Here is a 14,529-nt window from a genome sequence, read left to right as displayed (position 1 = left end):
GGAACGGGGGGTGCGGGCCGGCCTAGAGGTGGGCGTAGACGTCGTCGAGGGAGATCCCGCGCGCCACCATCATCACCTGGACGTGGTAGAGCAGCTGGGAGATCTCCTCGGCGGCGGCCTCCTTGCCCTCGTACTCGGCGGCCATCCAGACCTCGGCGGCCTCTTCGACGACCTTCTTGCCGATGGCATGGACGCCCTTGCCGACGAGTTCGGCGGTGCGGGACGAGGTGGGGTCGCCGTTGGCGGCCTTGAGCTGGAGCTCGGTGAAGAGCTCTTCGAAGCTCTTGGAGGGTTTGTTCGCCATGATGGTCCTCAGGATAGGGGGTCCCCCGTCGCCACTCAGCGCCAGGGTTCGCTGACGGTGCGCAGGGTCATGGCGGTGGAGACGGCGGCGGTGACCGCTTCGTGCCCCTTGTCCTCATTCGACCCTTCGAGTCCGGCGCGGTCCAGCGCCTGCTCGTCGTTGTCGCAGGTCAGGACGCCGAAGCCGACGGGGACTCCGGTGTCGATCGACACCTGCACCAGGCCCTGGGTGACGCCCTGGCAGACGTAGTCGAAGTGCGGGGTGCCGCCGCGGATGACCACTCCGAGGGCGACGATGGCATCGTAACCGCGACCGGCCAGTACCTTCGCCACGACCGGCAGCTCGAAGCTGCCGGGGACGCGGAGCAGCGTGGGCTCGTCGATGCCCAACTCGTGCAGGGCGCGCAGGGCGCCGTCCACGAGGCCGTCCATGACCTTCTCGTGCCACTGGGCCGCGATCACCGCCACCCGCAGGTCTCCACAGTTCTTCACGCTCAGTTCGGGTGCGCCCTTGCCGCTCACAGCTCTGCTCCTCGGTGTTTCGTGGTGGTGGTGGGTGTACGGGTGTGGTGGGGACGTGGTTACTGGTTGCCGCAGGCGGAGGTGGTCACGGGCCCCTCCAGCCAGGGCAGGTCGTGGCCCATCCGGTCCCGCTTGGTGCGCAGGTACCGCAGATTGTGCTCGCCCGCCTCGACGGGCATGGGCTCCCGGCCCTGGACGGCGATCCCGTGGCGGACCAGGGCGTCGGACTTGTCCGGGTTGTTGGTCAGCAGGCGGACGCTGTGGACGCCGAGGTCGGCGAGCATCTGGGCGCCGGCCCCGTAGTCGCGGGCGTCGGCCGGCAGACCCAGCTCCAGGTTGGCGTCCAGGGTGTCGCGGCCGCGCTCCTGGAGTTCGTAGGCGCGCAGCTTGGACAGCAGGCCGATGCCGCGGCCCTCGTGGCCGCGCAGGTAGACGACCACGCCGCGCCCCTCGTCCTGGATGCGGGCCATGGAGGCCTGCAGCTGGGGGCCGCAGTCGCAGCGCTGGGACTGGAAGATGTCGCCGGTCAGGCATTCGGAGTGCATCCGGACCAGAACGCCCTCGCCGTCGCCGATCTCGCCGTGGACGAGGGCGACGTGCTCGACCCCGTCGACGGTGGAGCGGTACCCGTACGCGGTGAACGCGCCGGCGGTGGTCGGGAGGCTGACCTCGGCCTCGCGGCGCACCGTGGGTTCGGCGGAGCGGCGGTAGGCGATCAGGTCCTCGATGGAGATGATCGTCAGTCCGTGCTTGCGGGCGAAGGGGACCAGCTCGGGCAGTCGCAGCATGACCCCGTCCTCGCCGGCGATCTCCACGATGGCGCCGGCTGGGCGCAGGCCCGCGAGACGGGCGAGGTCGACGGCGGCCTCGGTGTGGCCGCCCCGGACCAGGACGCCCCCGGGCTTGGCGCGCAGCGGGAAGATGTGGCCCGGCCGGACGAAGTCCCCGGCGCCCGCGGCGCCGTCGGCCAGCAGGCGCAGGGTGGTGGCGCGGTCGGCGGCGGAGATGCCGGTGCTCACGCCGTGCGCGGCGCTCGCGTCCACGGAGACCGTGAAGGCGGTCTTCATCGACTCGGTGTTGTTCTGGACCATCTGCGGGAGTTCCAGGCGGTCCAGCTCGGGGCCCTCCATGGGGGCGCAGATCAGGCCGCGGCACTCGCTCATCATGAAGGCGATGATCTCGGGGGTGGCCTTCTCGGCGGCGATGACGAGGTCGCCCTCGTTCTCGCGGTCCTCGTCGTCGACGACCACCACGGGGCGGCCGGCGGCGATGTCGCGGATGGCGTGCTCGACGGGGTCGAGGCGGAAGCTCTCCTCGGCGTCGAACGCGGACGCGTCGGGCACGGGCTTGAGGGTGGTCATGCCGTTGCTCCTTCGAGGGCCGGGGCGGGGGTGGTGCGCGAGCGCTGGTACCAGTCGTAGGCGCCCCACACGACGAGGGCGAAGTAGACGACGTAGACGAGGCCGGAGAAGGCCAGGCCGCTGTTGAAGGCGAGGGGGACGCCGACGAGGTCGACGAGGAGCCAGGCGAACCAGAACTCGACGAGGCCGCGGGCCTGGGCCACCATCGCCACGATGGTGCCGACGAAGATGTAGGCGTCGGCCCACGGGCTCCAGGACAGCTTGGGGAAGAGGGTGAACAGCCCGCCGACGGCGAGGGTGCCGACGGCCGCTCCGGCGAGGAGCAGCCCGCGTTCCTTCCAGGTCGCGGTGCGCACCGCGATGGATCCGTCCTGGGCCTTCTGCCGGCCGAGCTGCCAGGCGCGCCAGCCCCAGACGGCCACGACGACGACCAGGATCTGCTTGCCGACGCCGCCGGCGAGGTGCGCGGAGGCGTAGGCGGCGACGAGGATCAGGCCGGAGAGGAGCTGGGCGGGCCAGGTCCATATGGAGCGGCGCCAGCCGAGGGCGAGGGCGGCCAGGCCCATCAGGTTGCCGATCATGTCGGACCAGATGACCTTCTGCCCGAAGACGGCGAACGCCTCGGTGTTGAGCCAGGTCAGGGCGCTCACTGCTGCTCTCCTGCGGCGTGGAGGGGGTTCACGCCGGCGGCGAGGAGACGCTCGACGTACTTGGCGAGGACGTCCACCTCCAGGTTGACCGGATCGCCGGGCTGCTTGGTGCCCAGGGTGGTCAGCGCGAGGGTGGTGGGGATGAGGCTGATGGTGAAGTGATCGGCCGCGGCGTCGACGACGGTGAGGCTGACCCCGTCGACGGTGATGGAGCCCTTCTCGACCACGTAGCGGGCCAGGTGCGCCGGGAGGGCGACCTTCACCAGCTCCCAGTGCTCGGAGGGGGTGCGCGAGACGATCTCGCCGGTGCCGTCCACGTGTCCCTGGACCAGGTGGCCGCCGAGCCGTCCGCCGAGGGCCATGGGGCGCTCCAGGTTGACGCGGGAGCCGGCGGTCAGGGCGCCCAGGCTGGAGCGGTCGAGGGTCTCCTGCATCACGTCGGCCGTGAACTCCCCGTCGGTGGTCTCCACGACGGTCAGGCAGACCCCGTTGACGGCGATCGAGTCGCCGTGCTTGGCGCCTTCGGTGACGACGGGGCCGCGCAGGCGGAAGCGGGAGGCTTCGGCGAGCTGCTCGACGGCGGTGACCTCGCCCAGTTCTTCGACGATTCCGGTGAACACTCAGTGCTCCTTGAGGGGCGTGTGGAGGGTGGGGACGGCGGTGATGCGGAGGTCCGTGCCGATGCGCGCGGTGTCGGTGATCGTGAGGCGCAGCGCTTCGGTGAGGGTGGTGACGCCTGCGTCGGCGAGGGCGGCGGGGCCCGCGCCGAGGAGGACGGGGGCCAGGTAGCCGATCACCCGGTCGACGGCCCCGGCGGCGACGAAGGCGCCGGCGAGGAGGGATCCGCCTTCGAGGAGGACCGAGCGGACCCCGCGCCGGTGCAGTTCGGCGAGGAGGGCTTCGACGCTGAGGCCGGCCCCCTCCTTGCCGTACGGGAGGCGGACGGTGTCCACGCCCGCTTCCGCGAGGTGGCGGGTGTCGGCGTCCTCGGAGACGGCGATCAGGGTGGGGGCCGCGTCGTCCAGGACCCGGGCGGAGGGCCGGATCGTGGCGCGGGTGTCGAGGACGACCCGGAGCGGCTGGGTGACCCCGTCGACGCCGCGGACGGCGAGGTGGGGGTCGTCGGCGCGCAGGGTGCCCGCGCCGACGAGGACCGCGTCGGCCTCGGCGCGCAGCCGGTGGACGTCGGCGCGGGACTCGGCCGAGCTGATCCAGCGGCTGGTGCCGTCGGCGGCCGCGGTGCGGCCGTCGAGGGTGGCGGCGTACTTCCAGGTGACGCGGGGACGGCCCAGGCGTACGGAGGTCAGCCAGTCGGCGTTGCCCTCCTCGGCCTCGGCGGCCAGCAGTCCGGCCTCGGCGGGGATCCCGGCGGCGCGCAGGGTGTCGCCACCGCCCCGAGCCTGCGGGTTCGGGTCGGCCACGGCGTAGAGGACCCGGGCGATCCCGGCCTCGACGAGGGCCTGGGCACAGGGGCCGGTGCGGCCGGTGTGGTTGCAGGGTTCGAGGGTGACGTAGGCGGTGCCGCCCCGGGCGGCCGCTCCCGCCGCGCGCAGGGCATGGACCTCGGCGTGCGGGCCGCCGGCCCGCTGGTGCCATCCCTCGCCCACGACCGTGCCCGACGCGTCGGTGATGACGCAGCCGACGACGGGGTTGGGGCTGGTGGAACCGAGTCCGCGGGCGGCGAGCTCTACGGCTCGGCGCATGGCGGTGGCGCTCGGGTCGGATGGTGCGTGCGCGGCGTGTGTCGCCACCGGGTCCTCCTGCCTCATCGGGCACGGACTCCGGGGCCTGTCGGGATACGACAGATGAAGCGGGAAAGCACACGCGGGGACGCCGAGGCCGATGGCGCGATCCGTTCGAGACGTATCCGCTGGGGATACGCCGATGGACCGCCGACGGCGGCGTACCGGTGACTGGCCCGCCGCGCACTGCCTCCCATCCGGACTTTAACCGTCGGTCCAGGAATTTCACCTGGTCAACCGGCCGCTGGCTGCGGACGGGTCGCGGACTATACCGCCGGTTCGGAATTACACCGACCCCGGAGTGCGCTGCTACTGGTACTAGGGCCAGTGTGCCACGCGTGATCGGCGGCCATGCGGGTGATGCAATGTGGCCTGGGTCACAAACCGGCCGTTCTTCCGCGACCCGACCCCCCTTCGCGCGTCCGCCGTCCGTGACGCCTCGCCCCGATGCCGGGCGCTTTGGTCCAGACCTATTGACGGGTTGGTCTAGTCCTCTTAACGTTCCCTTCATCTTCCCCGGGAGCCGGCCCAGCCGACGTGCGCACGTCACGGGCCAACCAGCGTCACGTTTTCGCCAGTTGTTGCCTTTCGTGTCCTGCCATCCTCCCCTCCCCAGGAGGCACCATGCCTTCCCCCACTCGTACGAGAGCGATGCTCCTGGCATCCGGCGCCGCAATCGCCGGAATGCTGGTTGGCGGCCTCTCTGCGGGCGTCTCGCACGCCGCCGACAACGAGAGCTGTCGCCCCGACGGCCTCTACAAGACAGCCGGCGTGGACGTCCCCTACTGCTCGGTCTACGACTCCGAGGGCCGCGAGAAGATGGGCGCCGACCACCAGCGGCGCGTCATCGGCTACTTCACGGGCTGGCGCACCGGCAAGGACGGCACCCCCGCCTACCTGCCGAACAACATCCCGTGGTCCAAGGTCACCCACCTGAACTACGCCTTCGCGCACGTCGGCTCCGACAACAAGATCTCGGTCGGCTCGGACAACGCGAACAACTCCGCCACCGGGATGACCTGGCCGGGCGTCGCGGGCGCCGAGATGGACCCCGCCCTCCCGTACAAGGGAAACTTCAACCTGCTGAACAAGTTCAAGAAGCAGTACCCGAACGTCAAGACGCTGATCTCCGTCGGCGGTTGGGCCGAGACCGGCGGCTACTTCGGCGACGACGGCAACCGTGTGGCCTCCGGCGGCTTCTACTCGATGGCCACCAACGCCGACGGCTCCGTCAACCAGGCCGGCATCGACACCTTCGCGGCCTCCTCCGTCGACTTCATCCGCAAGTACGGGTTCAACGGCGTCGACATCGACTACGAGTACCCGACCACCATGAAGGACGCCGGCAACCCGCTCGACTGGCAGCTCTCCAACGCCCGCCGGGCCGGCCTCGTCAAGGGCTACGACGTCCTGATGAAGTCCCTGCGCGAGAAGCTGGACCGGGCCGGCGCCGCCGACGGCAAGCACTACCTGCTCACCGTCGCCGCCCCCTCCTCCGGCTACCTGCTGCGCGGCATGGAGACGTTCCAGATGCAGAAGTACCTGGACTACGTCAACATCATGTCCTACGACCTGCACGGCGCCTGGAACGAGTACGTCGGCCCCAACGCCTCGCTCTTCGACGACGGCAAGGACGCCGAGCTGGCCGCCGCCAACGTCTACGGCAGTTCCCAGTACGGCAACATCGGTTACCTCAACACCGACTGGGCCTACCACTACTTCCGCGGCTCCATGCCGGCCGGCCGCATCAACATCGGCCTGCCCTACTACACCCGCGGCTTCAAGAACGTCGAGGGGGGCACCGACGGTCTGTGGGGCAAGGCGTCCACGACCACCTGCCCGGCCGGCGCGGGTCTGACCAAGTGCGGCGACGGCGCGGTCGGCATCGACAACCTGTGGCACGACAAGGACACCAACGGGGTCGAGTCCCCCGCCGGCTCCAACCCGATGTGGCACGCCAAGAACCTGGAGAAGGGGATCGTCGGCGACTACATCACCAAGTACGGCTTCCCCGCCAACACCACCCTCACCGGCACCTACGTCCGCAAGTACGACGCGAACCTGGTCGCCCCGTGGCTGTGGAACGCGCAGAAGAAGGTCTTCCTCTCCACCGAGGACGAGCAGTCGGTGGCGGCCAAGGCCGACTACGTGGTCAACCGCGGCATCGGCGGCACCATGGTCTGGGAGATGGCCGGCGACTACGGCTGGAACGCCGCCAAGGGCCAGTACGAGATCGGTGACACGCTCACCTCGGTCATGTACGACAAGTTCAAGGCCGCCTCCCCGTACGGCGCGAAGAAGTCGAACGCGACGCTGCCGACGAAGGCCGTGGACATCAAGACGGAGTTCAACGAGTTCAAGCTCGGCGACTCCAACTACCCGATCACCCCGAAGATCAAGATCACCAACAACACCAAGGGCACGCTGCCCGGCGGCACCGAGTTCCAGTTCGACTACGGCACCTCGGCCCCCGCCAACGCCTCGGACCAGTCCGGCTTCGGCACCAAGGTGATCAGCAGCGACCACACCGGCAGCAACGTCGGCGGTCTCAAGGGCGACTTCAACCGGGTCTCCCTGAAGCTCCCGGCCTGGCAGACCCTGGCCCCGGGCGCCTCCGTCGACCTGGCGTTCAACTACTACCTGCCGGTGTCCACGCCCTCCAACTGGACGGTGAACATCTCCGGCACGACCTACGCCCTGGCCGGCGACCTGGCGCGCGGTACGACGGTGGTGGAGCCGGGCGGCACGCAGCCCCCGACCACCCCGCCCACCACCCCGCCCACGACCCCGCCGACCACTCCGCCCACCACTCCCCCGACGACGCCGCCGACCACGCCGCCGGGCGGGACCTGCGCCAACCCGGCGTACGTGGCGGGCTCCGTCTACAACAGCGGAAACCTCGTCTCGCACAAGGGCCACAACTGGAAGGCGCAGTGGTGGACGCAGAACGAGGAGCCCGGCACCACCGGTGACTGGGGCGTCTGGAAGGACCAGGGAGCCTGCTGATCTCCCCTGATCTCCCCTGAACGCACCTGAACGCACGTGAGGACCCGGTGGCCCGGCGGCCACCGGGTCCTCGCGCGTCCGGCCGGGGGTGGTGCGGCCGGGAGCGGTTCGTAGGCTGGCCCCGTGAGTACGCAGAGCGCCGCGCCCGTCGCGGACTTCGAGGAACACCGGCCTCGCATGTTCGCCGTCGCCTACCGGATGCTCGGCTCGGCGGCCGAGGCGGAGGACGTCGTCCAGGAGGCGTACCTGCGCTGGAGCCGCGCCGCCGACCGCGACCGGATCGAGCACCTCGGCGCCTGGCTCGCCAAGGTCGTCACCCGCCTGTGCCTCAACGTCCTTGACTCCGCGCGGGTCCGGCGCGAGAAGTACGTGGGCCCCTGGCTGCCGGAACCGGTGCTGACCGGCGACGGGGCACTGGGCCCGTTGGAGTCGGCCGAGCAGCGCGACAGCGTGTCGATGGCACTGCTGGTGCTGCTGGAACGGCTCACGCCGGTGGAACGCGCGGTGTACGTGCTGCGCGAGGCCTTCGCGTACGGCCACCGGGAGATCGCCGACCTGCTCGACCTGACGGAACCCAACTGCCGCCGGCTGTACGGGCGGGCCGTCGCCCGTGTCGCGGCCCCCGAAGCCCGCTTCGCGAGCCCCGCACCGGATCGGTGGCAGGGCCTGGTGGAGGCCTTCCTCGCGGCGGCGACGAGCGGGGACCTGTCCCGGCTGGAGGGGATGCTGACGGCGGACGTCCGCTACGTGAGCGATGGCGGCGGGGTCGTCAACGCGGCGCGGCGGCCCGTCGAGGGCCCGGACCGCGTGGCGCGGTTCCTGCTGGGGGCGCTGGAGAAGTACGTGGCCGGGCTGCCCGTCTCCGTCGTGGAGTGCAACGGGGCGCCCGCGCTGCTGTTCGGGGAGACGGCCCTGGTGGTGCTGGAGTTCGACGAGGAGGGGATGGTCGGCGGACTGCGGGCGGTGCTGAATCCGGAGAAGCTGGAATTCGTACGGCGACAGCTGTCACATTCCCGGGGGCTGTCCGGTCTCAGCTGACGAACGCGTCGGCCGCAGGGAAGGAACGGACACCATGGGCATCATCCTCGTCACCGGAGGCACCGGAACGTTGGGCCGCCTCGTCGTGGAGCGGCTGCGGGGGGCGGACCACGAGGTCCGCGTCCTCAGCCGGCACGCGCCGGACTTCCCCGTGGACCTGCGGGAGGGCACCGGGCTCGACGCGGCGCTGGCGGGGGTGGAGGTCGTCGTGCACTGCGCCAGCAGCCCGAGGGGCGGGGACGACGTGGCCGCCGGGCACCTGATCGGGGCGGCGGAGCGGGCGGGGGTCCGGCACCTCGTCTACATCTCGATCGTGGGCGTGGACGTGGTCCCGCTCCCCTACTACAAGATCAAGCTCAAGGTCGAGCGGATGCTGGAGGCGTCGGGGCTCGGCGTGACCGTCCTGCGGACCACCCAGTTCCACGACCTGGTCGCGCAGGCGCTCGCCACCCTCGCGAAGCTGCCGGTGATGCCCCTGCCCGCCGGAGTGGGCGGGCAGCCGATCGCGGTGGAGGAGGTCGCGGACCGCCTGGCGGAACTCGCGGCGGGGCCGCCGGCCGGCCGGGTCCCGGACATGGGCGGCCCCGAGGTCCTCGGCTTCGACGAGGCGGCCCGCGCCTACCTGGCCTCGACGGGAAGGCGCCGCCGCATCGTCCGGCTCCCCCTCCCGGGCAAGACGTACGCGGCGTTCAAGCGCGGCGGCCACCTGACCCCGACCCACGCGGTGGGCCACGGCACGTTCGCGGAGTTCCTGGCGAAGCGAGGGCGGGGGCGGTAGGGGGCGGGGGCGGTGGGGGGCGGTACGGGACGGTGGGGCGGGGTGGGGGGGAAACCCGGCGGAGTGCGTGTGGGGCGGGCTCTCGGAACGTTTGGGGGTTTCCCGCCAGTCCACTGTCCTTCCGTGCCGGTCCGGTCCCTCAAGGGCGCTCCTTCGTCGCGTCGCTACGCGATTTCGCTGCGCTCAACCCTTGACCGACCGGCCCGTCCCGGAATGCCAAAGACTGTCGGGAAGCCCCCAAAAGAACGGGCTGGTCTGAAGTGACGAGGAGCGGGTCTCTCAGGGGCGATGGGACGGGCGCTTCGGCCGGCAGGCCGGGCATTCGGGTCCCTCGCAGAACCTTTCAGGACCGGGCCCAGACTTCTCCACACCACAGGTTGATCAGGACGGCGGACGGCACCGAGGGCGCATCGGATCGCTACGCACTCCTACTCGGCCCAGCGGCTGCGACCCGTCTGTGGCTGGACATAGGCCACATGAGGCCTCTCATCTCTCACTCGGCTCAGTGTCTGCGGCCCGTCTGTGTTCTGTGCTTCCGCGCATCTGCGCTTCGTGTATCTGGGCTTCTGTGTATCTGGGCTTCTGTGTATCTGGGCTTCTGTGGTGGGTATGTGAGGGCCTTTAAGCGCAGATCGGAGGTCTGTCGCCGCCCCATGGCCGCTTCTCCACATCCACGGTTGATGACTTCGTCATTCCGTGCGGTCAGTGGGCCGTTGAGTTCCTTCGGGTCGCAGTCGCTGAGCCGAGGGGGACAGGAGAGGCCTGGTGCGGCTTATGTCCGGCCACAGACGGACCGCAGACGCTAAGCCGAGTGGAAGGGGTCACGACCTGGTGCGTGGGCCGTCTCCACCGTCCCGAAAGGGGCTGTGAGGGACCCGATGCCCGGTCTGGTCGCCGAAGCGCCCGTCCCTCTGCCCATGACGGGGCCGCTCCTCGTCACTTCAGACCAGCCCGTTCTTTTGGGGGCTTCCCGACAGTCTTTGGCATTCCGGGACGGGCCGGTCGGTCAAGGGTTGAGCGCAGCGAAATCGCGTAGCGACGCGAACGCAGTGAGCGCCCTTGAGGGACCGGACCGGCACGGAAGGACAGTGGACTGGCGGGAAACCCCCACACCATCCGCGAGACCGCCCCACCGCATACCGCCGAGGTTCCCCCCGACCCCGCCCCGCCCCCCTACCCCCCGAACAGCACTTCCTGCGCGGCCTCGCGGGCGGCCAGGCGGGCGCCCGTCAGGACTGCCGTGCCGCCCAGGGTGGTGGCGCGGACCTCCGTCGGGAGGGGGGTCAGGGTGGCCAGGCGGTGGGCCACCCTGGCGGCCAGGGGCGGGCCGCCCGCGAGGCCCAGTTCGCCGCCCAGGACCACGCAGCCGGGGTCCAGGACGGCCGCGACGGCCGCCGCGCCCAGCGCGAGGCGTTCGGCGAGGGTGTCGAGGAAGGGCTCCCCCGCCGCCCCGGCCACCGCCTGCTCCGCCGGGCCGTCGAAGCCGTGCAGGCGGGCCAGGGCCGTGACGGCGTCCCGGCCGGCCAGGGAGTGGAAGCCGTCGCCGCATCCGGTGGCGGAGGGCAGCCCGCCGGTGCCGGGGACGGGGAGGAAGCCGATCTCGCCCGCCCCGCCGGAGGCTCCCCGGCGCAGCCGGCCGTCCAGGATCACGGCGGCGCCGACCCCCGCGCCCAGCCAGAGCAGGACGAAGGAGTCGAGATCGCGGGCGGAGCCGAGGCGCTGCTCGGCGAGGGCGGCGAGGTTGGTCTCGTTCTCGACGACCACCACGGCCGGCAGGCTCCGCCGCAGGGCCGCGACCAGGTCCCGGTGCCAGGCGGGCAGGCCGGTGGTGCCGCGCAGTTCCCCGGTGCCGGGGGCGACCAGTCCGGGGGCGCCGACGACGACGGTGTGCAGGGGGGTGGCGCCCGCCTCGTGGGCGGTGCGCAGCAGGGCCTCGACGGCGTCCTCGGGGGCGCCGACGGGCAGGGCGGCTTCGGCGAGGGGGTGGCCGAGGAGGTCGGTGACGACGGCGGTGACGCTGTCGGTGCGTACGTCGAGGGCGGCCAGGTGGGCGCGGCGGGCGACGATCCCGTACAGCTTGGCGTTGGGGCCCCGGCGTTGCTCCCCGGACTCCCCGACGACCTCGACGAGTCCGGCTTCGGTGAGCCTCTCGACGAGGTCGGCGACCGAGGGGCGGGAGAGGCCGGTCCGGGTCTTGAGTTGGGTGGCCGTCAACGGGCCTGTCTCCTGGAGGAGTTGCAGGGCGAGGCGGTCGTTGATGGCGCGCGCCGTGCTCGGTGAGGCGGGGGACGGCGCCGGGGCGGGGGCTGGGGTCACGGCGCCCATCCTAGGGACTCACGGACGATATCTATCAGGCAGGGTTCCTGATAGTTTACGGCCATGATACGGCCCACGAGCGGGGAACCCGCCCTCAGCCCGGCGCGACTGCGGCGCGCCCGCTTCGCCATCGCCGCCGTCTTCTGCGCCCACGGCGCGGTCACCGGCTCCTTCGCCACCCGCATCCCCTGGATCCAGGACCACGCCGGGCTCAGTGCGGGCACCCTGGGTCTGGCCCTCGCCTTCCCCGCCCTCGGCGCGGCGCTCGCGATGCCGCTGGCCGGGCGGATCAACCACCGTTTCGGCGCCCGGACGGCGCTGCGCGGGTTGTTGGCGATGTGGACGCTGTCGCTGATCCTGCCGAGCCTCGCCCCGAACCTGGTCGTCCTGTGCGGGGCGCTCTTCGTGTACGGGGCCACCTCCGGGATGTCGGACGTGGCGATGAACGCGCTCGGGGTGGAGACGGAGAACCGGCTCGGCCGCTCGATCATGTCCTCCCTGCACGGCATGTGGAGCGTGGGCGCGCTCCTCGGTTCGGCCGTCGGCACCCTGGCCGCGCACGCGGGGGCCGATGCCCGGGCGCACCACCTGGTGGCCGCGCTCGCGCTCACGGTGGCCGGACTGGTGGCCGTACGGGGGGTGTTGGACCTGCGGGGCGACCAGGAGGCCGAGGCCCCGCCGCACTTCGCGCTGCCGCCGAAGTCGGCGCTGCTGATCGGCGCCGTCGGCTTCTGCGCGGTCTTCGCCGAGGGGGCGAGCCTGGACTGGTCGGCGGTGTACCTGCGGGACGTGCTGCACACGAACGCGGGTCTGGCGGCGGCCTCCACCACGGCGTTCGCGCTGACCATGGCCGTGGCCCGGCTGGTCGGGGACCGGGTGGTGGACCGGTTCGGGGCGGTGGCGACGGTGCGCGCGGGCGGGCTCCTGGCCACCGCGGGCGGGATGCTCGTGGTCACGGTGCGGGAACCGGCCGCGGCAATGGCGGGCTTCGGGCTGATCGGGCTGGGCATCGCGGTGGTGGTCCCGCTCGCCTTCGCCGCGGCGGCGCGCAGCGGGCCGGCTCCGGCGCAGGCGATCGCGGGGGTCGCGACGATCACGTACACCTCGGGGTTGATCGCCCCGTCGGCGATCGGCGCGGTGGCGGACGCCAGCTCCCTCGTGGTCTCCTTCGGGCTGGTCACCCTGCTCGCGTTCGCCCTGGTCGCGGGGGCGGCCGTACTGCGGTCGAAGCCGGCGGCCGAGGTGGACGGCGCCGCCAATCAGGACGAACCCGCCACTATCCGGCCGTAATATATCGGCTGGCCGTGCGACGGCCTGGAGACCTGGTGATCCGTGACGGATCCTTGTCGGGTCCTCGGCGAAGACACGGACGACGTATCGGTGAAACGGAAGTGGTGGCACATGGGCTTCGGCGTGCGCTGGACCCTGCACGGAGACGGGCGGACCCCCGCCCCCGGCGCGGTGGTCCGCCCGGACGAGCGGCTCTCGTGGCCGCGCACGGCCGGGCTCGGTGCCCAGCACGTCGTCGCGATGTTCGGCGCGAGCTTCGTGGCTCCGGTCCTCATGGGCCTGGACCCGAACCTGGCGATCATGATGTCGGGCGTGGCCACCGTCATCTTCCTGCTGGCCACGCGTGGCCGGGTGCCCTCGTACCTGGGCTGCTCGCTCTCCTTCGTGGGGGTCGCGGCGGCCATCCGGGCGGGTGGCGGGAACAGCGCGGTGGTCACGGGCGCGGTGTTCGTGGTCGGCGCGGCGCTGTTCCTGGTGGGTCTGGCCGTCCAGCGGTTCGGGGCGCGGATCATCCACGCGGCGATGCCGCCGGTGGTGACGGGCGCGGTCGTGATGCTGATCGGCTTCAACCTGGCCCCGGTGACGGCCTCCACGTACTGGCCCCAGGACCAGTGGACGGCCCTGCTGACCATGGCGTTCACCGGGCTGGCCGTGGTCTGCCTGCGCGGCTTCTGGTCGCGGATCGCGATCTTCCTCGGCCTGATCTTCGGGTACGCGGTCTCCTGGATCTTCGATCTGGTCTTCGGCAGGATCCACTCGACGACGGGCGGGGCCGAGGCCGTGGACCACTGGCGCCTGGACCTCTCCGGGGTGGCCAAGGCCGACTGGATCGGCCTGCCGAGCTTCCACGCCCCGGCCTTCGAGTGGTCCGCCATCCTGATCGCCCTGCCGGTCGTGATCGCGCTGATCGCCGAGAACGCCGGGCACATCAAGGCCGTCGGCGAGATGACCGGCGACTCCCTCGACGACAAGCTCGGCACGGCCATCGCCGCCGACGGCGCCGCGTCCATGCTGTCCACGGCGGTCGGCGGCCCGCCCAACACCACGTACTCCGAGAACATCGGGGTCATGGCCGCCACCCGGGTCTACTCCACGGCCGCCTACTGGGCAGCGGCCGGCTTCGCGCTGCTCTTCGGCCTGTGCCCGAAGTTCGGCGCGATCGTCGCCGCGATCCCCGGCGGGGTGCTCGGCGGGATCACCGTGATCCTCTACGGCATGATCGGCCTGCTCGGCGCCCAGATCTGGATCAACGGCCGGGTGGACCTGCGCAACCCGCTGAACCTGGTGCCGGCGGCGGCGGGCATCATCATCGGCATCGGCGGGGTGCGGCTGCGCTTCTCGGACAGCTTCGAGCTGGGCGGCATCGCGCTCGGCACGATCGTCGTGATCACCGGCTACCACGTACTGCGCTACTTCGCCCCGCCGCACCTCAAGACGCAGGAGCCGCTCCTGGACGAGGGCACCTCCGCGTACGACGACCACACGGCGACGGACGGCGGGGACAAGCGGGGTTGACGGTCCTT

At 71.6% G+C, this 14,529-nt stretch carries 12 protein-coding genes and 1 riboswitch; of the genes, 5 read left to right on the top strand and 7 right to left on the bottom strand.

Annotated features, from left to right (window positions below):
* Positions 1-22: 22 nt before the first annotated feature.
* Genes ACIOD1_RS30990 through ribD form a run of 6 tightly spaced genes read right to left on the bottom strand, consistent with a single transcriptional unit; the run spans position 23 to position 4,605 of the window.
* Positions 23-304, bottom strand: coding sequence for a phosphoribosyl-ATP diphosphatase (locus ACIOD1_RS30990; RefSeq protein ID WP_365627826.1), 282 nt, complete (start codon positions 302-304; stop codon positions 23-25).
* A 35-nt stretch (positions 305-339) separates the two neighbouring features.
* On the bottom strand, positions 340-825 hold the full coding sequence (gene ribH / locus ACIOD1_RS30985) for a 6,7-dimethyl-8-ribityllumazine synthase (protein ID WP_007262951.1): 486 nt from the start codon (positions 823-825) through the stop codon (positions 340-342).
* Positions 826-884: 59 nt separating this feature from the next.
* The gene (locus tag ACIOD1_RS30980; RefSeq protein WP_401906062.1) at positions 885-2,186 is read right to left on the bottom strand and encodes a bifunctional 3,4-dihydroxy-2-butanone-4-phosphate synthase/GTP cyclohydrolase II; all 1,302 of its coding nucleotides are present in this window, start codon (positions 2,184-2,186) and stop codon (positions 885-887) included.
* Positions 2,183-2,836 carry a nicotinamide mononucleotide transporter family protein gene (locus tag ACIOD1_RS30975; RefSeq protein WP_365627832.1) on the bottom strand — a complete coding sequence of 218 codons (654 nt, stop codon included), beginning with the start codon at positions 2,834-2,836 and terminating at the stop codon, positions 2,183-2,185. Before ACIOD1_RS30975 ends, ACIOD1_RS30980 begins: the two co-directional genes overlap by 4 nt.
* Positions 2,833-3,456 carry a riboflavin synthase gene (locus ACIOD1_RS30970; protein WP_365627835.1) on the bottom strand — a complete coding sequence of 208 codons (624 nt, stop codon included), beginning with the start codon at positions 3,454-3,456 and terminating at the stop codon, positions 2,833-2,835. Before ACIOD1_RS30970 ends, ACIOD1_RS30975 begins: the two co-directional genes overlap by 4 nt.
* Positions 3,457-4,605 (bottom strand): bifunctional diaminohydroxyphosphoribosylaminopyrimidine deaminase/5-amino-6-(5-phosphoribosylamino)uracil reductase RibD, encoded by a 1,149-nt coding sequence (gene ribD, locus ACIOD1_RS30965; protein ID WP_401906060.1) that lies wholly within the window; start codon positions 4,603-4,605, stop codon positions 3,457-3,459.
* 152 nt (positions 4,606-4,757) lie between these two features.
* A riboswitch (FMN riboswitch) is annotated at positions 4,758-4,887 on the bottom strand.
* A gap of 315 nt (positions 4,888-5,202) precedes the next feature.
* Between ribD and ACIOD1_RS30960 the strand changes: the two genes are divergently transcribed.
* From ACIOD1_RS30960 to ACIOD1_RS30950, 3 genes are all read left to right on the top strand, one after another.
* Entirely contained in the window at positions 5,203-7,584 is a 2,382-nt protein-coding gene (locus ACIOD1_RS30960; protein WP_365627838.1) for a chitinase C-terminal domain-containing protein, read from the top strand.
* Positions 7,585-7,707: 123 nt separating this feature from the next.
* Positions 7,708-8,622 (top strand): RNA polymerase sigma factor SigJ, encoded by a 915-nt coding sequence (gene sigJ / locus ACIOD1_RS30955; RefSeq protein ID WP_401906057.1) that lies wholly within the window; start codon positions 7,708-7,710, stop codon positions 8,620-8,622.
* 34 nt (positions 8,623-8,656) lie between these two features.
* Positions 8,657-9,400 carry an NAD(P)H-binding protein gene (locus ACIOD1_RS30950; RefSeq protein ID WP_365627843.1) on the top strand — a complete coding sequence of 248 codons (744 nt, stop codon included), beginning with the start codon at positions 8,657-8,659 and terminating at the stop codon, positions 9,398-9,400.
* Positions 9,401-10,573: 1,173 nt separating this feature from the next.
* Here the strand turns inward: ACIOD1_RS30950 and ACIOD1_RS30945 are convergent.
* On the bottom strand, positions 10,574-11,716 hold the full coding sequence (locus tag ACIOD1_RS30945) for an ROK family protein (protein WP_401906054.1): 1,143 nt from the start codon (positions 11,714-11,716) through the stop codon (positions 10,574-10,576).
* A gap of 63 nt (positions 11,717-11,779) precedes the next feature.
* On the opposite strand from ACIOD1_RS30945, the gene ACIOD1_RS30940 reads away from it, so the two are divergent.
* Together ACIOD1_RS30940 and ACIOD1_RS30935 are read left to right on the top strand one after the other, a co-directional pair.
* Entirely contained in the window at positions 11,780-13,006 is a 1,227-nt protein-coding gene (locus ACIOD1_RS30940) for an MFS transporter (protein ID WP_401906051.1), read from the top strand.
* 111 nt (positions 13,007-13,117) lie between these two features.
* Entirely contained in the window at positions 13,118-14,521 is a 1,404-nt protein-coding gene (locus tag ACIOD1_RS30935; RefSeq protein WP_365627899.1) for a solute carrier family 23 protein, read from the top strand.
* The last annotated feature ends 8 nt before the right edge of the window (positions 14,522-14,529 follow it).

This window comes from Streptomyces sp. NPDC088097 (assembly GCF_044741845.1).
Taxonomy (GTDB): Bacteria; Actinomycetota; Actinomycetes; order Streptomycetales; family Streptomycetaceae; genus Streptomyces.
Note: the sequence above shows the minus strand (reverse complement) of the source record. Positions and strands in the feature narration are given on the sequence as shown.

Bases quoted from the DNA above. Each gene is read 5' to 3' on its own strand.
- ACIOD1_RS30990 (WP_365627826.1), bottom strand. From the start codon at position 304: ATGGCGAACAAACCCTCCAAGAGCTTCGAAGAGCTCTTCACCGAGCTC.
- ACIOD1_RS30980 (WP_401906062.1), bottom strand. From the start codon at position 2,186: ATGACCACCCTCAAGCCCGTGCCCGACGCGTCCGCGTTCGACGCCGAG.
- ribD (WP_401906060.1), bottom strand. From the start codon at position 4,605: ATGAGGCAGGAGGACCCGGTGGCGACACACGCCGCGCACGCACCATCC.
- ACIOD1_RS30960 (WP_365627838.1), top strand. From the start codon at position 5,203: ATGCCTTCCCCCACTCGTACGAGAGCGATGCTCCTGGCATCCGGCGCC.
- ACIOD1_RS30950 (WP_365627843.1), top strand. From the start codon at position 8,657: ATGGGCATCATCCTCGTCACCGGAGGCACCGGAACGTTGGGCCGCCTC.
- ACIOD1_RS30940 (WP_401906051.1), top strand. From the start codon at position 11,780: ATGATACGGCCCACGAGCGGGGAACCCGCCCTCAGCCCGGCGCGACTG.
- ACIOD1_RS30935 (WP_365627899.1), top strand. From the start codon at position 13,118: ATGGGCTTCGGCGTGCGCTGGACCCTGCACGGAGACGGGCGGACCCCC.